Below are 17063 nucleotides of genomic sequence, written 5' to 3'. Positions count from 1 at the left end.
CGCAAGGAGTGAAAAGACAAGCCCATGGCCAAGATCATCGGCATCGACCTCGGCACGACCAACTCGTGCGTCGCCGTCATGGACGGCAAGAACCCCAAGGTCATCGAGAACGCCGAAGGCGCCCGCACCACCCCGTCGGTGGTCGCGATCCAGGACGGCGGCGAAATCCTCGTCGGCCAGCCCGCGCGCCGTCAGGCGGTGACCAACCCCGCCAACACCTTCTTCGCCATCAAGCGTCTGATCGGCCGCAATTTCGATGACCCGGTGGTGGCCAAGGACAAGGGCATGGTGCCCTTCGAGATCGTCAAGGGTCCGAACGGCGACGCCTGGGTGCGCGCCCACGGCAAGGACTATTCGCCGCAACAGGTCTCGGCCTTCACCCTGGGCAAGATGAAGGAGGCCGCAGAGGCCTATCTGGGCGAGAAAGTCACCCAGGCTGTCATCACCGTCCCGGCCTATTTCAATGACGCCCAGCGTCAGGCGACCAAGGACGCCGGCAAGATCGCCGGTCTGGAAGTCCTGCGCATCATCAACGAGCCGACGGCCGCTGCGCTGGCCTATGGTCTTGAGAAGAACGACGGTCAGAAGATCGCCGTCTACGACCTGGGCGGCGGCACCTTCGACGTCTCGATCCTGGAGATCGGCGACGGCGTGTTCGAGGTGAAGTCGACCAACGGCGACACCTTCCTGGGCGGTGAAGACTTCGACATGCGTCTGGTCGACTACCTGGCCGACGAGTTCAAGAAGGAGCAGGGCGTCGACCTGCGTTCGGACAAGCTGGCTCTGCAGCGCCTGAAGGAAGAAGCGGAAAAGGCCAAGAAGGAGTTGTCCTCGACGGCTCAGTACGAGGTCAACCTGCCGTTCATCACCATGAACGCCTCGGGCCCGCTGCACCTGAACATCAAGCTGTCGCGCGCCAAGCTGGAAGCTCTGGTCGAAGACCTGGTCGCCCGCACCATCGAGCCGTGCAAGAAGGCTCTGGCCGATGCTGGTCTGAAGGCTTCGGACATCGATGAAGTCGTGCTGGTCGGCGGCATGACCCGTATGCCCAAGGTGCAGGAGGCGGTTAAGGCCTTCTTCGGCAAGGAGCCGCACAAGGGCGTGAACCCGGACGAGGTTGTGGCTCTGGGCGCCGCCGTTCAGGCGGGCGTGCTGCAGGGCGACGTCAAGGACGTGCTGCTGCTGGACGTGACCCCGCTGACCCTGGGCATCGAGACTCTGGGCGGCGTCTTCACGCCCCTGATCGAGCGCAACACGACGATCCCGACCAAGAAGGCCCAGACCTTCTCGACCGCTGACGACAATCAGTCGGCCGTGACGATCCGCGTCTTCCAGGGCGAACGCCCGATGGCGGCCGACAACAAGCTGCTGGGTCAGTTCGACCTGATGGGCATCCCGCCGGCGCCGCGCGGTATGCCGCAGATCGAGGTCGCCTTCGACATCGACGCCAACGGCATCGTCCACGTCACCGCCAAGGACAAGGCGACCAACAAGGAGCAGTCGATCCGCATCCAGGCCAACGGCGGCCTGTCGGACGCGGACATCGACAAGATGGTCAAGGAAGCCGAGGCCAACGCCGCGGCCGACAAGGTCCGCAAGGAACTGGTCGAGGCCCAGAACGGCGCCGACAGCCTGATCCACTCGACCGAGAAGGCCCTGTCCGAGCACGGCGACAAGATCGACGAAGCGACCAAGGCGACCATCCAGTCGGTTCTTGACGATCTGAAGTCGGCCCGTGAAGGCGCGGAGCCTGAGGCCATCCGCGAGAAGACCAACACCCTGGCGCAGGCTTCGATGAAGCTGGGCGAGGCCATGTATGCGGCTCAGCAGGGCGGGGCTGACGGAGACGCCGAAGGCCAGCCCGCCGACGACGGCGTGGTCGACGCCGAGTTCGAGGAAGTCTCGGACACAGACGAGAAGAAGGACGCCTAAACCGGCGCCTGCATGATGTTCGGCCCCGCTTGCCAGACGGCAGGCGGGGCCGTTTCATGAAACTTGCATCATTCGACCGGGCGCCCATGTCATCAGGCAGGCCGTCGGTCATCCGCGAACGGAACGCCTCCGTGTTGAAGAGAGGCTCGAAAGCGGCGGGAAGGTAAGAGGACGAACGCCTGATGGCGCAACGTGACTATTACGAGATTTTGGGGGTCGAGCGGACGGTCGATGCGGCCGTGCTCAAGAGCGCCTATCGCAAGCTTGCGATGGAGCACCACCCTGACCGCAACGGCGGCTCTGAAGAGTCCGTGGCCCGTTTCAAGGAAATCTCCGAGGCCTATACCGTGCTGTCGGACGAACAGAAGCGCGCGGCCTATGACCGGTTCGGCCATGCGGGCGTGAACGGCGGCGGCGCGGGCGGGGGCAACCCCTTCGGTCAGGGCGGCGGCCAGGGCTTCCACGACATCAACGACATCTTTTCCCAGGTCTTCGGCGACGCTTTCGGAGACGCCTTCGGCGGCCGGGGCGGCGGACGCCAGAGCCACGGCCCGCGTCGCGGTTCGGACCTGCGCTACGATCTCGAGATCACGCTGGAACAGGCTTACAAGGGGGCCGAGGTCGAGATCGCCATTCCGACCCTGATGAGTTGCGAGGTCTGCGACGGCTCGGGCGCCAAGGCGGGCACCAAGCCGACCATCTGCTCCACCTGCGGCGGCGCCGGACGCGTGCGTCAGGCCAACGGCTTCTTCCAGGTCGAGCGCACCTGCCCCCGCTGTGGCGGTTCGGGCGAGATGATCGCCGATCCCTGCACCACCTGCCGCGGCCACGGCCAGGTCCGCAAGACCCGCAAGCTCAGCCTCAAGGTTCCGGCGGGCGTCGACGACGGCTCGCGCATCCGCCTGTCGGGCGAGGGCGAGGCGGGCCAGCGCGGCGGCCCGCGCGGCGACCTTTACGTCTTCCTGTCGGTGCAGCCGCACGAACTGTTCGAGCGCGACAATCTGGACCTGCTGGTCACGGTGCCGGTGCCGATGACGGTGGCGGCGCTGGGCGGCATTGTCGACGCGCCCTGTCTTGTTTCCGACGCCTGCGACGGCAAGTGCAAGGCGGCGGTCGAGGTGCCTGCGGGCGCCCAGACCGGCAAGACTGTCCGCATCAAGGGCAAGGGCATGCCGCACCTGAACGGGCGCGGCCGCGGCGACCTGGTGGTCGAACTGTTCGTCGAGACGCCGACCGAACTGACCGCGCGCCAGAAGGAGCTGCTGACCGAACTGGCGGCGTCCCTGGGCGAGACCCAGACCCCCCGCAACACCAGTTTCGCCGGCAAGGCCAAGCGCTTCTGGGCCGATATTCTGGGCGGCGACGCCGATAATCCGAAAGAGACCGCGTGAGCGACATCTTCCACGCCGGCATTTCCGGCGCCCGGGGCCGCATGGGCCGCGCTGTTTCACAGGTTCTGGACGCCCGCGAGGACGTGGTCGTCGCCGCGCGCTTTGACCGTGGCGAGACCGTCGATCTGAAGCTGTGCGACGTCATCATCGACTTCTCGACGCCCGAGGCCTCGGTGGCTCTGGCCAAGGCCTGCGCCGAGGCGGGCGGACCGGCGCTGGTCGTCGGCTCGACCGGCCTGACGCCCGAGCAGGAGGCCGAGATCGAGGCTGCCGCCGACAAGATCGCCATCGTCATGAGCGGCAACTTCTCGCTGGGCGTGAACATCCTGATCGGTCTGGTCGAGCACGCGGCCCTGCGACTGGACGCGCGCGACTGGGACATCGAGGTGCTGGAGACGCATCACCGGCGCAAGGTCGACGCCCCGTCAGGCACGGCCCTGATGCTGGGCGAGGCCGCCGCCAACGGTCGCGGGCGCGATCTGAAGGATGTGCGCAGCGCCCCCTATGACGGCATTACCGGCCCGCGCGAAACGGGCAAGATCGGCTTCGCCTCCCTGCGGGCGGGCGGCGTGATAGGCGAGCATACCGTGATGTTCGGTTCGGAAGACGAGATGCTGACCCTGTCGCACTCGGCCATGGATCGCAGCCTGTTCGCCAAGGGCGCCGTGGCCGCCGCCGCCTGGGTGCGCAACCGCCGCCCCGGACTCTATGACATGCAGGACGTGCTGGGCTTCCGCCAGGCCTGATGCCTGGAGGCGCTGACGCGCCTGCGCTATCGCTCGCCGCGCGGCGGCTCACTACTTGAGCGCGACGTCCTTTTCTGAGGTGTCAGGCGGCCTGCGCCAGCAGTTTTGTCATGGCGCAGCGCCAGGCCAGCAGGTCGGGCGAGCGCTGCGCGATCAATCGCCCCAGCTCAACGGACTGGCCGACATCGGGCGCCATCATGCCCCAGACGGGAAAATCGCGACGCTCGATAGTGCCGCGAGCCATGACCTCGATATCCTCGTGCCGCTCATCGAAATGCAGATGCAGCATCAGGATGTCGAGCGCGCTGGGCGCGCCTTCGAGAAACTGAACGAACATGCCGTCCTGAATCGTCAAGGCGCCGGTGATGTCGTTTCGGGCGTTCAGAAAGGCCGCGACGTGAACGATGTCGGCCATCGCCACGGCTTCGTCATCCGGGGAAAGTCGTGATCGGCTACAATAGACCAGCTGTTCCAGCGTGTTCATGGCGGCTACGCTAGACCAGTATCTAGGGATGTGAAAGTAGAGTCTTTATCAACGTCCGGTTGAACCGAATCCACCCGCGCCCCGGTCGGTTTCGTCCACGGCCTCGACCTCGATCATCCGGGCTTGCTCGTAGCGGGCGATGACCATCTGGGCGATGCGGTCGCCGCGCTTGATCTCGAACGGCAACTCGCCGTGGTTGATCAGGATGACCCCGACCTCGCCGCGATAGTCGCTGTCGATGGTGCCGGGCGAGTTGGGTGCAGAAATCCCATGCTTCAGCGCCAGGCCCGAGCGCGGGCGCACCTGGGCCTCATAGCCGGGTTCAAGCGCGATCTTCAGCCCGGTGGGGACCAGCTTGCGCTGGCCCGGCTCCAGCACCAGGGTTTCGCCCTCGGCGATGGCGGCGCGCAGGTCCATGCCCGCCGAGCCGGCGGTCTCATAGGCGGGCAGGGCCAGACCCTGCGCGTGGGGCAGGCGTTCGACGCGGATGGTGGTCATGGCGGGGAGGTCTCTTCTAGGCCTTGAAGTGATCGGCGATGCGTTGGGCCAGTTTTCTGGCCACTTCGGTCTTGGACTGGCGCGGCCACGGCTCGTCGCCGTTTTGCGTGAACAGGGTCACGGCGTTGCCGTCCGAGCCGAACACCTCGTCCGAGACGTCGTTGCCGACGATCCAGTCGCAACCCTTGCGCGACAGCTTGGCGCGGGCGTTGGCTTCCAGGTCGCTGGTCTCGGCGGCGAAACCGACCACCAGTTGCGGACGGCGCGGGCCGGGGGCGGAGACGCCCGCCAGAATGTCGGGGTTCTCGATCAGGGCCAGCGACGGCGGGCCGCCCGGCGCCTTCTTTATCTTGCCGGAAGCCACGCCGTCCACGCGCCAATCCGCGACGGCGGCGCTCATCACGGCGATGTCGGCGGGCAGGGCGGCCTCGACGGCGGCCTTCATCTCGGTCGCGGCCTCGACCCAGACGCGGGTCACGCCGACGGGCGCATCCAGCGCCACCGGGCCGGAGATCAGCGTCACCTGCGCCCCCAGTTCGGCCAGGGCGGCGGCGACCGCATAGCCCTGCTTGCCGCTGGAGCGGTTGGTCAGGCCGCGCACTGGGTCGATCGGCTCGAACGTCGGTCCGGCTGTGACGATGGCGGTCCGGTCCGTCAGCGGGCGTCCGTCCGGTCCGGCCAGCAGGCGGGCGATGGCGTCGAGTATCACCGGCGGCTCGGCCATGCGGCCCGGCCCGAATTCGCCGCAGGCCATGATCCCGTCGTCCGGGCCGACCACGGCCATGCCGTGAAAGCCGTCGAAGCTCTTCAGCCGCTCGACATTGGCCTGCACCGCCGGGTGCAGCCACATGCGCACATTCATCGCCGGGGCCAGCAGCACCTTCTTGTCCGTGGCCAGAAGCGTGGTCGAGGCCAGATCGTCGGCCATGCCGTTGGCCGCCTTGGCGATCAGCCCCGCCGTGGCGGGCGCGACCACGACCAGATCGGCCCAGCGCGACAGCTCGATATGGCCCATGGCGGTCTCGTCTTCCGGCATGAACAGGTCCTGCCGCACCGGATGGCCGGTCAGGGCCGCCAGGGACATGGGGGTGACGAACTCGGCCCCGGCCCTGGTCAGGACGGTCATCACCTCGGCGTCCGCCTTTCTGAGCAGGCGGATCAGCTCCAGCGCCTTATAGGCGGCGATGCCGCCGCCGACGATCAGCAGGACCTTGCGGCCGGATAGCGAGGGTGCGGTCATGGCGAAATCTGTAGCCCCGCCGCGTGACGGCGTCGAGACAAAGCCGCGTCCGGATCATGTTCGGGCGAACGCTGAACGCGCCGGTTGCATCACACGTTGTCGGCGCGAAAAGAGTATGCATAACTTCGTTCCGCAGGTTTTCGGGAGGGAACGCCATGCGGATACGGACAGCGGCCTTTATGGCCCTTGCAGCCGTGGCTCTGGTGGGATGCGACAACGGCGGTTCAGCGGTCGAAACCCGTGAGCGCAGCGCGCCGGACGCGCCGGGTCTACTGGCGGATGTCGTGCCGGAGACGACGGAGGCGGAGGCTCCGTTTCAGAGCGCTCCGCCGCCCGTCACCGCTAACCGGCGTGAAACCGCCGACGCCAAGGTGCAGAGGCTGTTCGAACGGAACGGCGGAGACTTCGGCGCCCGGACGGCGGACGACTATCTGGTGAAGGTGCGCGCCTTTACCGAAAACACGCCGCGCGGCACCGAGACGGTGAAGCGGCCCAACGGCGACACCCTCTTCTATCAGGCCTCGACCAACACCTTCGCCGTGGTGGATCGAAACGGGGTGCCGCGCACCATGTTCAAGCCGGACGACGGCCCCGCTTACTGGGCGCGGCAGAAGGAGATGGCGCCGACCTTCGGCCAGAGGCGCGGCCAGACCCGGGCTCAGCAATAGGTCGATGCGCTGCGCGTTCAGGCTTGCTCGAAGGTCAGGGGCGCGCCCCAGAATTGGGCGACCAGATCCGACTGCGGTCCCGGCTTGCCGGTGGTCAGGAAGTCGCGACGGCCCGACGACCCGAGGTCGTATTCCGGGTGGCGTCCGAAATAGCGTTCCAGCGAGTCGGCCACCGAGACCGGCTGGCTGATGACCTGCACCCCGGACGGCAGGGCCTGTGCGAACAGGTCGGCGACGATCTCATAATGGGTGCAGCCCAGAACCGCCTTGTCCGGGTGACGGCCGATGCGACGGCGCAGGGCGTCGACGTGATCGTCGACGACCACCTTCAGCTCTTCGGCCGGGGCGCCCAGTTCGATCAGGCCCGCAAGACCGGGGCAGGCCTCGGTGAAGACGGCCAGATCGTCGCGGCGCTTGTCGATCTCGATCTCATAGACGCGGCTCATGGCCGTGGCGGCGGTGCAGAAGACGCCGGTGATTTCGATCGCCTCCTTCTTCTCGCCTTCCAGACGGCTTTCGCGTTCGGCCTCGAACGACCAGGGCAGGCCGGTGGCCGCCTCGATGGTCGGGACGATGATGCCCAGCACATTGACCGGGCGGCCCAGCTTTTCGCGCATGCCCGGAATCCAGGTCTGCTGCAGGCGGCGAAGGGCGATGGCCGAAGCCGTGTTGCAGGCGAGCACGACCACGGAGGCGCCCTCCTCGAACAGGCGCTCGCACCCGGCGCGCGTCAGATCGACGATGTCCTCGCCTCCGCGCCCGCCATAGGGGGCGTGGGCCTGATCGCCCAGATAGATGAAGTCCCGCGTCGCAAAGCGGGTTGTGAGTTCGCGGTGGACCGTCAGGCCCCCCACGCCGGAGTCGAATACGCCAATCGCCATGCAGAGGCCTTTAGACCTGCGGGGTTTCGCCGTCCAATGGTTCAGATTACATCTTCAATGCTGACGGTTCCGTCACACGGACAGGAGCCGCGTCGAATATCAAAGGTTGGGAGAACCGGATGCACAGACGCCATCTTCTCATCGGGGGCACGAGCCTCTTCGCCCTGGCGGCCTGCGCCTCGAAGGGCGGGGCGGTGAACACCGACGAGGAAGCCCGTATCGCCCGCGCCGTCCTGCCTACGACCGCGCCGCGCGCCGAACTGCTGCAGCCGTGGACCGGCCCCTATGAGGGCGTACCGCCGTGGGACAAGGTGACGGCGCCTAAGATGCGCGAGGCCGTGCTGGAAGGCATTGAGCTGCAACGCGCCGACATCGCCGCGATCGCGGCCAACGCCGAGGCGCCGAGCTTCGCCAACACCATGGCGGCGATGGAAATGGCGGGCGAGCCGCTGGACCGCGCCCTGAACATCTTCAGCGTCATGACGTCGAACATCGGCGGCGAGGAATGGGACGCGCTCGAGATGGAGCTGTCGCCCGTTCTGTCGGCGGCCTCGGACGAGATCACCTTCAACGAACAGCTGTTCCAGCGCATCAAGGCCGTGGCCGACGGCGCTGACGCGGCCGGTCTGAGCGCCCAGCAGAAGCGTCTGGCCGAGCGCAGCCGCGACGCCTTCATCCGCAACGGCGCCGCCCTGGACCAGGCCGGCAAGGCCGAACTGGGCCGCATCAACACCGAACTGTCGAACGCCTTCACCACCTTCGGCCAGAAGGTCGTGGCGGATGAAAACACCTGGACCGTCATCGCCGATGAGGCGGGGCTGAAGGGCCTGCCCGCATCGAACAAGGCCGCCGCCGCCGAGGCCGCCCGCGCCCGCAACGTTCAGGGCTGGGCCATCGTCAACACCCGCTCCAGCGTCGACCCTTTCCTGACCTTCGCCGACGACCGCGCCCTGCGCCAGCAGGTGTGGACCAAGTTCGTCAAGCGCGGCGACAACGGCGACGCCAACGACACCAAGGCGACCATCGCCCGCATCGTCGCCCTGCGTCAGCAACGCGCCCGCCTGCTGGGCTTCGCCAACCACGCCGAGTGGCGGATGCAGGACACCATGGCCAAGACCCCGGCCGCGGCGATGGACCTGATGCAGCGCGTCTGGGCCCCGGCCAAGGCCCGCGTCGCCGAAGAGGTCGCCGACATGAAGGCGATCGCCGGTCACGACATCGAGCCGTGGGACTACCTCTATTTCGCCGAGAAGGTGCGCAAGGCGAAGTACGACCTCGATCAGAACGAGCTGAAGCCCTATTTCGAGCTGCACGCCGTCCGCGACGCCTCCTTCGACATGGCCGAGCGCCTGTACGGCTTCGTCTTCAAGCGCCTGCCCAAGGACAAGGTGCCGGTCTTCGAGGCGGACGTGACCACCTATGAGGTCACCGACAAGGCCACGGGCAAGCTGATCGGCCTGTATTACGCCGACGACTTCGCGCGTGCGGGCAAGCGTTCGGGCGCCTGGATGACCACCTATCGGTCCTTCTCGACCCTGACGGGGTCCAAGCCGATCCTGGCCTCGAACAACAACAACTTCGTCAAGGCGGCCGAGGGCCAGCCCCTGCTGATCTCGCTGGACGACGCCGAGACCCTTTTCCACGAGTTCGGCCACGCCCTGCACTATTTCTCGTCGGTGGTGACCTATCCGTCGTTCGGCAATACGCCGCGCGACTTCGTGGAATATCCGTCGCAGGTGCATGAGCACTGGGTGCTGACGCGCCCGTTGCTCGACAAATACATGAAGCACGTCGAGACCAAGCAGCCGATGCCGCAGGCGCTGGTGGACAAGATCGAGGCGTCCTCTACCTTCAATCAGGGCTATGCGACCGTCAGCTATCTGTCCTCGGCTCTGGTCGACATGGACCTGCATACGCAGGCTTCGCCGCCGACCGACATCGGCGCCTTTGAAAAGGCCTCGCTGGCCCGGCTGGGGATGCCCAAGGAGATGGTGATGCGGCACCGCCTGCCGCAGTTCAACCACCTGTTCACCTCGGACGCCTATTCGGCGGGCTACTATTCCTACCTGTGGTCCGAGACGATGGACGCCGACACCTGGGCCTATTTCGAGGAGTCGGGCGACGTCTTCAATCCGGACATCGCCGGTCGCTTCAAGTCGATCATGCTGGCGCCGGGCAACACCACGGACCGCGGCGAAGCCTACCGCGCCTTCCGCGGCCGCGACCCGGACGTAAAGGCCCTGCTGAAGGTGCGCGGCTTCCCGACTTCTTAGGGGCCTACCGCCCGTCGGGCTGCTTGAGGCCCCATGTTGAGCGGGACCTATCGGCCTTCGGCCTGATTGAGGCCGTGGGACGTCAGATCGGGAAGGGCCCGGTGGAGCAATCCGCCGGGCCTTTTCTATTTCTGCCGGGGTGCGTAAGCCTCGGCGGTGGTTCTGCTGGAGAGGTCTGCATGAGCGTCGTCGCCTCCTGGGTCTATAAGGACGGCAAGCGGGTGCGTGAGGCGCCGCTGACGGATCAGGGGCTGGCCCTGACCAAGGGGGAAGACCTCTGGATCGGCCTGTATGAGCCGACGGACGAGGAGTTCGACGGTTTGGTGCGGCGTTTCCACCTGCACCCTCTGGCGGTCGAGGACGCGCTGACGGCGCATCAGATCCCCAAGCTGGAAGTCTATGGCTCGGAGCTGTTCATCGTCGCCCGCACGGCTCAGGCCAAGGGCGACCGCATCCTGTATGGCGAGACGCACGTCTTCGTCGGCGCCAACTATGTCATCACCATCCGCCACGGCTCGGCCCGCGCCCACACCCAGCTGCGCGCCCAGCTGGAGGCCTCGCCGCAGCAGTTGAGCCACGGGCCGGACTTCATCCTGCACGGGGTGCTGGACTTCGTCGTCGACGGCTACATCCCCATCATCGACGCCATCGAGGACAAGGTGCTGGAGATGGAGCAGGTCGCGCTGGACAGCTTCCTGTCGCGCGTCGAGATCACCCGCCTGTTCGAACTGCGTCGCGAGCTGCTGAAGTTCAGCCGGGTGCTGGGGCCGATGGAGGAGGTCTGCGTCAAGCTGCAGTCGCTGGACCTGCCCTGCATCGACCGCGAGGTGCGGCCTTATTTCCGCGATGTCGCCGACCATGTGCGCCGGGTGGCCAGCCGGGCGGCGGGCCTGCGCGACATCCTGGCCTCGGTGTTCGAGGTGTCCAATCTGCTGGAGCAGCAGCGGCAGGGCGTCATCACCCGCAAGCTGGCGGCCTGGGCCGCCATACTGGCCACGCCGACGGCGGTGGCGGGCATCTACGGCATGAATTTCGAACATATGCCCGAGCTGCGCTGGACCTATGGCTATCCGGCGGTGCTGCTGGTGATCCTGTCCATCTGCGTGGGTCTGTATGTCGCCTTCAAGCGTTCGAACTGGCTGTGATCAGCCGCTGTTCCTGAGGCCCGCCGCCACGCCGTTGATGGCCAGAAGGATGCCGTTGCGCACGCGCGGGTCGTCGTCGCCCGCGCGGCGGCGGCGGATCAGTTCGATCTGCACATGGTTCAGCGGCTCGACATAGGGCAGGCGCTGACGGATCAGCCGATCCAGTTCCGGCTGCCCGCCCAGCAGGCTCTGCTGGCCGGTGATCGACAGGACGGCGGCGACGGTGCGATCCCATTCGGCGCGGATGGCGGCGTGGATACGCCCGGCCAGCGCCGCGTCGGGGACCAGTCCGGCATAGCGGCGGGCGATGGCCATGTCGGCCTTGGCCATCACCATCTCCATGTTCTGGACCACGGTGCGGAAGAAGGGCCAGGTCTCGGCCATGGCGCGCAGTTCGGCGGGGTCTTCGCCCTGAACCGCCGAGCCGAAGCCGAACCAGCCGGGCAGCATGACCCGCGACTGCGACCAGCTGAACACCCAGGGAATGGCGCGCAGGTCCTCGATGGCGGTGGAGGTCGTGCGGCTGGCGGGGCGCGAGCCGATCTTCAGGTCGGCGATCTCGGCGATGGGCGTGGCGGCCCGGAAATAGTCGACGAAGCCGGGCGTCTCATAGACCAGGGCGCGATAGGCCTTCATCGAGGCGGCCGACAGGCGCGCGGCCGTGGCCCCATGTTCGGCGCTGTAGCCCGCGTCGGACTGCGGCCCCAGCGAGGCCAGCAGGGTCCCGCAGGTCAGGGCGTCGAGGTTGCGCTGGGCCACCTCGGGTTCGCCGTATTTGTTGGCGATGACCTCGCCCTGTTCGGTGACGCGAATGCGGCCCGCGACGGTCCCGGCGGGCTGGCCCAGCACGGCCGAAAAGGCCGAGCCGCCGCCGCGCCCGACGGCGCCGCCCCGGCCGTGGAACAGCTGCAGCCGCACCCCCGCCGCGCGCGTGGTGTCCAGCAGGGCGTGCGACGCCTCATGCAGTTCCCACCCCGAGGTCAGGTAGGAGCCGTCCTTGTTGCTGTCGGAATAGCCGATCATCACCTCCTGCACCCCGCGCGCCTCGGCCACGGCGCGGGCGGAAGGCTCGGCGAGGACGCGCTCCAGCGTGGCGCGGGCGGCGCGCAGGTCGTCGATCGTCTCGAACAGGGGCGCGGCCTGAATGGGGCAGGCGCCGGGATCGGCCGGGTCGTAGAGGCCGACTTCCTTGAGCAGCAGATAGACCTCCAGCATGTCCGAGGCGGCGTCGGTTTTGGACACGATATGGGTGCGGATCGCCTGCGGGCCGAAGGTCGAAAGGGCCTCGGCGGCGGCCTGAAGGATGGCGCGCTCCTTCAGCGTCTCGGGCGCATAGTCGGCGTAGGGCGAGAACAGGGGGCGCGGGCTGGCCAGTTCGCGCGCCAGCACGGACAGACGGTCGGCTTCGTCCAGGGCGGCGTAGTCAGGGCAGGCGCCTGCGACCTTCAGCAGGTCGGCGACAACCCGTTCATGCACGTCCGAGTTCTGGCGCAGGTCCAGCGTCGCCATGTGGAAGCCGAACACGTCCGCCGCCGTGATCAGCCGCGCCAGCCGGTCGTCGGCGAAGACGGCGCCGTGGGTCTGCACCAGACTGTCGTGCAGGATGTTCAGGTCGGCGCGGAAGGCGTCGGGGCCGTCATAGGCCGGGGCGTCGAAGCGAGCGGGCCGAGGCGTCGGCTCGCCGGTCAGGGCCGGATAGGCGGCCGACAGCCGGGCGTAGATCTGGCTGAGCGCCAGACGATAGGGCTCGTCCGCGCGCTGGATAGAGGCGTCGCCGGACCCCTTGGCCAGGGCGGCCAGTGCGGGCGTGACGCGGGTCAGGTCGATGGACAGGCTGAGCTCGGCGCCCAGGGCGTGCACCTCGTCCAGATAGAAGCCGAGCGCGGCGCGGGCCTGACTGCGGAAGGCGGCGCGCAGGGTCGAGGCGTCGACATTGGGGTTGCCGTCGCGGTCGCCGCCGACCCATGAGCCGATGCGCACGAAGGGCGCCAGGTCGGGCGCCTCCAGCAGCCTGCGCCACTCGGCCAGCTGGGCCGGGGCCACGTGCAGGAAGATGCGCTGCAGCCAGTCGACCACGGTGTCGATCTCGTCCTGCACCACCAGGGCCGAAGCCCGCGTCAGCCGCGTGGCCCACAGGATGACGATCTGGCGGCGAAGCGCCGCCTTCAGGGTCTCGGCGTCACAGGCGATCCCGTCACGGTCGCAGCCGTCCAGCAGTTCGCCGACCGCTGCGGTGCGGTCGATGACGCTCTTGCGGCGCACCTCGGATGGATGGGCGGTCAGCACCGGCGAGATCAGGGCCTGCGCCAGCAGGTCGCGCACGGCGTCCCGGTCGACGCCCGCCCCGGCCAGTCGTTTAAGCGCGCCCTCGGGGGTGTCGGCCCGCTCGCCCGCTTCGGCCTGAGCCTGGGCGCGGCGCTTGCCCGCCCGGTCCTCGGCGACATTGGCCAGCAGGGAGAAGGCGGCGAAACCGTGCGTCAGGCCGATGGCCTGATCCAGCGACAGCTCGCCCAGCAGGCGCTCCAGCTCCGAAGCGTCGTCCGAGGCCGGGTCGCGGTGATAGGCGACCGACGCCTGGCGCACCGCCTCGATACGGTCGTAGAGAGCCTGGCCGCCCTCGTCGCGGATCACCTCGCCCAGCAAGGCGCCCAGAAGCCGGACCTCCGCGCGGAGGCGGTCGTGAGGAAATTCGGAAGTCTGGGTCATGGATGTCTCTCCGCGGGGAGGCCGGAAGCGGAACCGTATCAGCGGAATCCGAGCGCGCCAGTCCATGCTGCAACGCGCAAACCCTTTGTGTGGTGGCGTTTCGGCTGAGAAACGGAGTCGACATCGCCTTGCTTTTCCGCCATAAGCCGCGACTTCCGGCGCAATTGAACCTGCGCCTCCACCGGGACGACCCCATTCTGGGGTGTGCTATCGCGCTTCGCGCTACTTGAGGACGCGCTCAAGCAGGCCGAAGGCCGGTAGCGCGCTTCACAGAGTGGATGAGCCCGGAGAGGGCCTCTGTCGACGTGATCGTTCGCAGAGGTCGCCCGCCTATGGGCGCTGCTCACGGAGGCCAAGGCCCAAGCGCATGAAAGGGTTTGAATGTTCGAGGCTCTGAACGAGCGGCTGACAGGCGTCTTCGACCGGATCACCGGCCGCGGCGCCCTGTCCGAAAAGGATGTCGAGGAGGCCCTGCGCGAGGTCCGCGTCGCCCTGCTCGAGGCCGACGTCGCCCTGCCGGTGGTCAAGGACTTCATCGCCCGCGCCAAGACGGCCGCGACCGGCGAGGAAGTCATCCGCGCGGTCAAGCCCGCCGATCAGGTCATCAAGATCGTCTATGACGGCCTGGTCGACATGCTGGGCGGCGAAGAGCCGGTTCCGCTGAACACCAATGCGACCCCGCCCGCCGTCGTGCTGATGGCCGGTCTGCAGGGCTCGGGCAAGACGACGACCTCGGCCAAGCTGGCCCTGCGTCTGTCGAAGTTCGACAAGAAGAAGGTCATGATGGCCTCGCTGGACACGCGTCGTCCGGCGGCCATGGAGCAGCTGGCTACGCTCGGTCAGCAGATCGAGGTCGCGACCCTGCCCATCGTGGCGGGCGAGAGCGCGGTCCAGATCACCCGCCGCGCGCTTCAGTCGGCCAGGCTGCAGGGCTTTGACGTCCTGATCCTCGACACCGCCGGCCGCATCACCCTGGACGAAGGGCTGATGAATGAGGTGGCCGAGGTCGCCGAGATCGCCAAGCCGGTCGAGACTCTGCTGGTCGCCGACAGCCTGACGGGTCAGGACGCGGTGCGCACCGCTAGCGCCTTCCACGAGCGCCTGCCGCTGACGGGTCTGGTGCTGACCCGCGCCGACGGCGACGGGCGCGGCGGCGCCATGCTGTCGATGCGCGCCGTCACCGGCCTGCCGATCAAATATCTGGGCGCGGGCGAAAAGGTCGATGCGCTGGACGTCTTCGACGCCCGCCGCGTCGCCGGTCGGATCCTGGGGCAGGGGGACATCGTCGCCCTAGTCGAGAAGGCCGCGGGCGAGCTGGATCAGGCCAAGGCCGAGAAGATGGCCCGCAAGCTGGCCAAGGGCCAGTTCGACCTGGACGATCTGGCGGGCCAGCTGAACCAGATGAAGAAGATGGGCGGTCTTCAGGGCATCATGGGCCTGCTGCCCGGTGTGGCCAAGCTGAAGAACCAGATGGCCGAGAACAACGTCTCGGACAAGATGATCGACCGCCAGCTGGCCGTCATCAGCTCCATGACCAAGGCCGAGCGCAAGAAGCCCGACCTGCTGAACGCCAGCCGCAAGAAGCGCGTGGCCAAGGGCGCCGGCGTCGAGGTTCAGGACATCAACCGCCTGCTGAAACAGCACCGGCAGATGGCCGACATGGTCAAGTCGCTGTCCAAGGGCGGCGGCAAGAACCTGCAGAAGATGGCCTCCATGATGGGCGGTCTGCCCGGCATGGGGGCTGGTGGACTCGGGGGCGGCCCCGACATGAACCGTCTGAAGGCGCTGGGCGGCGGCAAGATGCCGGAACCCTCTGCCGATGAAATGAAAGCCATTCAGGATCGGCTCGCCGGCCTTGGAAACCCTCTCGGGGGCGGCGGACAACTTCCGGGGGGCCTTCCGGGTCTGCCGGGCTTCCCCAAAAAGAAATAACGCCTTTCTAGAAAGAGACTGAAAATGCTGAAGATTCGTCTGTCCCGCGGCGGCGCCAAGAAGCGCCCTTACTACCACATCGTCATCGCTGACTCGCACGCCCCGCGCGACGGCAAGTTCATCGAGCGCGTCGGCAGCTACAACCCGATGCTGCCGAAGGACAGCGCCACCCCGCGCATCGTCCTGAAGCAGGAGCGCATTCTGGAGTGGCTGGCCAAGGGCGCTCAGCCGACCGATCGCGTCGCTCGCTTCCTGTCGCAGGACGAAGTCCTGGGCGCCAAGGTCCAGTGGACGCAGGGCAACAACCCCAAGAAGGCCGAGCCGGGCAAGAAGGCCCAGGAACGCGCCGCCGAGCGCGCCCAGCGCGAAGCCGACCGCCTGGAAGCCGAAGCCGCCGCCAAGGCCGAGGCTGCTGAAGCCGCCGCCGCCGCTGCCGCCGCTCCGGCCGTGGAAGAAGCGCCTGCAGAAGAAGCTCCCGCTGCTGAAGCCGCTGTCGAGACGACCGAAGAGCAGGCCTGAGCCTTATCTTCTCATCCGGCCACGGCCGGTTGAAACGGGAAAGCAGCGTCCTTCCGGGGCGCTGCTTTTCTGCTATCTGGACCCATCGCATCGGCAAACGGAGCCCGGCCATGAGCAGCGAAGACAGACTGATTCTGGTCGGACAGATCGGCGGCGCCTTCGGGGTGAAGGGCGAGGTGCGGATCAGCGCCTATACCGCCGACGCCATGGCCCTGGTCGGCTATTCGCCGCTGCTGGGGGCCGATGGAAAGCCGGTGCTGACGCTGATCTCGGCGCGTCCGGACAAGGCGGGCGTGGTGGCGCGGGTCAAGGAGATCGCCTCCAAGGAAGAGGCCGACGCCCGGCGCGGCCAGAAGCTGTTCGTCACCCGCGACGCCCTGCCTGAGCCTGACGAAGACGAGTTCTACCTGACCGATCTGGTCGGGCTTGAGGGGCGTGATCCGGCCGATGTGGTGCTGGGCACGGTGAAGTCGGTTCAGAACTTCGGCGCCGACGACATGCTGGAGATCACCCCGGCCGAGGGCGGCCCGACCTGGTATCTGCCCTTCACCCGTGAGGCGGCGCCGGAACTGCACATCCATGAGGGCTGGCTGCGCATCGTCCGCCCGAGCGAAGTCAGCGACCGCGACGAAGACTGACGCCGACACG

The 17063-nt window shown here is 67.5% G+C and carries 14 protein-coding genes; 9 read left to right on the top strand and 5 right to left on the bottom strand.

Annotation, left to right across the window (positions count from 1 at the left end; all coding sequences use genetic code 11):
• Window positions 1-24 precede the first annotated feature (24 nt).
• The 3 genes from dnaK to dapB all read left to right on the top strand — a co-directional run bounded on the left by dnaK (window position 25) and on the right by dapB (window position 4069).
• Complete coding sequence (gene dnaK, locus ACORJG_RS14405; RefSeq protein ID WP_427790053.1) at window positions 25-1932, top strand: molecular chaperone DnaK; 1908 nt, start codon at window positions 25-27, stop codon at window positions 1930-1932.
• A gap of 182 nt (window positions 1933-2114) precedes the next feature.
• Window positions 2115-3323, top strand: coding sequence for a molecular chaperone DnaJ (gene dnaJ / locus ACORJG_RS14400; RefSeq protein WP_427790051.1), 1209 nt, complete (start codon window positions 2115-2117; stop codon window positions 3321-3323).
• Window positions 3320-4069 (top strand): 4-hydroxy-tetrahydrodipicolinate reductase, encoded by a 750-nt coding sequence (gene dapB / locus ACORJG_RS14395; RefSeq protein WP_427790049.1) that lies wholly within the window; start codon window positions 3320-3322, stop codon window positions 4067-4069. The genes dnaJ and dapB overlap by 4 nt, the downstream gene beginning before the upstream one ends.
• A gap of 82 nt (window positions 4070-4151) precedes the next feature.
• Here the strand turns inward: dapB and ACORJG_RS14390 are convergent, their stop codons facing one another.
• From ACORJG_RS14390 to coaBC, 3 genes are read right to left on the bottom strand one after another with little or no spacing between them, the layout of a single operon-like run.
• Window positions 4152-4553 (bottom strand): BLUF domain-containing protein, encoded by a 402-nt coding sequence (locus ACORJG_RS14390; protein WP_427790047.1) that lies wholly within the window; start codon window positions 4551-4553, stop codon window positions 4152-4154.
• 48 nt (window positions 4554-4601) lie between these two features.
• Window positions 4602-5051 carry a dUTP diphosphatase gene (gene dut / locus ACORJG_RS14385; protein ID WP_427790045.1) on the bottom strand — a complete coding sequence of 150 codons (450 nt, stop codon included), beginning with the start codon at window positions 5049-5051 and terminating at the stop codon, window positions 4602-4604.
• 16 nt (window positions 5052-5067) lie between these two features.
• Complete coding sequence (coaBC, locus tag ACORJG_RS14380) at window positions 5068-6291, bottom strand: bifunctional phosphopantothenoylcysteine decarboxylase/phosphopantothenate--cysteine ligase CoaBC (RefSeq protein WP_427790043.1); 1224 nt, start codon at window positions 6289-6291, stop codon at window positions 5068-5070.
• Window positions 6292-6446: 155 nt separating this feature from the next.
• Between coaBC and ACORJG_RS14375 the strand changes: the two genes are divergently transcribed.
• Entirely contained in the window at window positions 6447-6959 is a 513-nt protein-coding gene (locus ACORJG_RS14375) for an S-type pyocin family protein (protein ID WP_427790042.1), read from the top strand.
• Between the two features lie 17 nt (window positions 6960-6976).
• Here ACORJG_RS14375 and ACORJG_RS14370 read toward each other — a convergent pair whose 3' ends face one another.
• Window positions 6977-7840: a glutamate racemase gene (locus ACORJG_RS14370; protein WP_427790040.1), complete on the bottom strand. Its 864-nt coding sequence runs from the start codon at window positions 7838-7840 to the stop codon at window positions 6977-6979.
• A gap of 119 nt (window positions 7841-7959) precedes the next feature.
• Here ACORJG_RS14370 and ACORJG_RS14365 point away from each other — a divergent pair, with 119 nt between their 5' ends.
• Window positions 7960-10113: a M3 family metallopeptidase gene (locus ACORJG_RS14365; protein ID WP_427790038.1), complete on the top strand. Its 2154-nt coding sequence runs from the start codon at window positions 7960-7962 to the stop codon at window positions 10111-10113.
• Window positions 10114-10292: 179 nt separating this feature from the next.
• Window positions 10293-11258, top strand: a complete 966-nt coding sequence (locus ACORJG_RS14360; RefSeq protein ID WP_427790036.1) for a magnesium and cobalt transport protein CorA — start codon at window positions 10293-10295, stop codon at window positions 11256-11258.
• On the opposite strand, the gene ppc is transcribed toward ACORJG_RS14360, so the two are convergent.
• Window positions 11259-13964, bottom strand: coding sequence for a phosphoenolpyruvate carboxylase (gene ppc, locus ACORJG_RS14355; protein WP_427790034.1), 2706 nt, complete (start codon window positions 13962-13964; stop codon window positions 11259-11261).
• A 381-nt stretch (window positions 13965-14345) separates the two neighbouring features.
• Between ppc and ffh the strand changes: the two genes are divergently transcribed.
• The 3 genes from ffh to rimM all read left to right on the top strand — a co-directional run bounded on the left by ffh (window position 14346) and on the right by rimM (window position 17053).
• Window positions 14346-15896 (top strand): signal recognition particle protein, encoded by a 1551-nt coding sequence (gene ffh / locus ACORJG_RS14350; RefSeq protein ID WP_427790032.1) that lies wholly within the window; start codon window positions 14346-14348, stop codon window positions 15894-15896.
• Between the two features lie 24 nt (window positions 15897-15920).
• Window positions 15921-16415 carry a 30S ribosomal protein S16 gene (gene rpsP, locus ACORJG_RS14345; RefSeq protein ID WP_427790030.1) on the top strand — a complete coding sequence of 165 codons (495 nt, stop codon included), beginning with the start codon at window positions 15921-15923 and terminating at the stop codon, window positions 16413-16415.
• Between the two features lie 110 nt (window positions 16416-16525).
• The gene (gene rimM / locus ACORJG_RS14340; protein ID WP_427790028.1) at window positions 16526-17053 is read left to right on the top strand and encodes a ribosome maturation factor RimM; all 528 of its coding nucleotides are present in this window, start codon (window positions 16526-16528) and stop codon (window positions 17051-17053) included.
• Window positions 17054-17063: the final 10 nt, after the last annotated feature.

This window comes from Brevundimonas diminuta (genome assembly GCF_050310045.1).
In the GTDB taxonomy this organism is placed as follows: Bacteria; Pseudomonadota; Alphaproteobacteria; order Caulobacterales; family Caulobacteraceae; genus Brevundimonas; species Brevundimonas diminuta_F.
Note: the sequence above shows the minus strand (reverse complement) of the source record. Positions and strands in the feature narration are given on the sequence as shown.

Excerpts from the sequence above, each read along its gene's own strand:
- dut (WP_427790045.1), bottom strand. The coding sequence starts at position 5,051 with ATGACCACCATCCGCGTCGAACGCCTGCCCCACGCGCAGGGTCTGGCC.
- ffh (WP_427790032.1), top strand. The coding sequence starts at position 14,346 with ATGTTCGAGGCTCTGAACGAGCGGCTGACAGGCGTCTTCGACCGGATC.
- ACORJG_RS14365 (WP_427790038.1), top strand. The coding sequence starts at position 7,960 with ATGCACAGACGCCATCTTCTCATCGGGGGCACGAGCCTCTTCGCCCTG.
- ppc (WP_427790034.1), bottom strand. The coding sequence starts at position 13,964 with ATGACCCAGACTTCCGAATTTCCTCACGACCGCCTCCGCGCGGAGGTC.
- rpsP (WP_427790030.1), top strand. The coding sequence starts at position 15,921 with ATGCTGAAGATTCGTCTGTCCCGCGGCGGCGCCAAGAAGCGCCCTTAC.
- dnaJ (WP_427790051.1), top strand. The coding sequence starts at position 2,115 with ATGGCGCAACGTGACTATTACGAGATTTTGGGGGTCGAGCGGACGGTC.
- coaBC (WP_427790043.1), bottom strand. The coding sequence starts at position 6,291 with ATGACCGCACCCTCGCTATCCGGCCGCAAGGTCCTGCTGATCGTCGGC.
- ACORJG_RS14360 (WP_427790036.1), top strand. The coding sequence starts at position 10,293 with ATGAGCGTCGTCGCCTCCTGGGTCTATAAGGACGGCAAGCGGGTGCGT.
- rimM (WP_427790028.1), top strand. The coding sequence starts at position 16,526 with ATGAGCAGCGAAGACAGACTGATTCTGGTCGGACAGATCGGCGGCGCC.
- ACORJG_RS14390 (WP_427790047.1), bottom strand. The coding sequence starts at position 4,553 with ATGAACACGCTGGAACAGCTGGTCTATTGTAGCCGATCACGACTTTCC.
- ACORJG_RS14375 (WP_427790042.1), top strand. The coding sequence starts at position 6,447 with ATGCGGATACGGACAGCGGCCTTTATGGCCCTTGCAGCCGTGGCTCTG.
- ACORJG_RS14370 (WP_427790040.1), bottom strand. The coding sequence starts at position 7,840 with ATGGCGATTGGCGTATTCGACTCCGGCGTGGGGGGCCTGACGGTCCAC.
- dnaK (WP_427790053.1), top strand. The coding sequence starts at position 25 with ATGGCCAAGATCATCGGCATCGACCTCGGCACGACCAACTCGTGCGTC.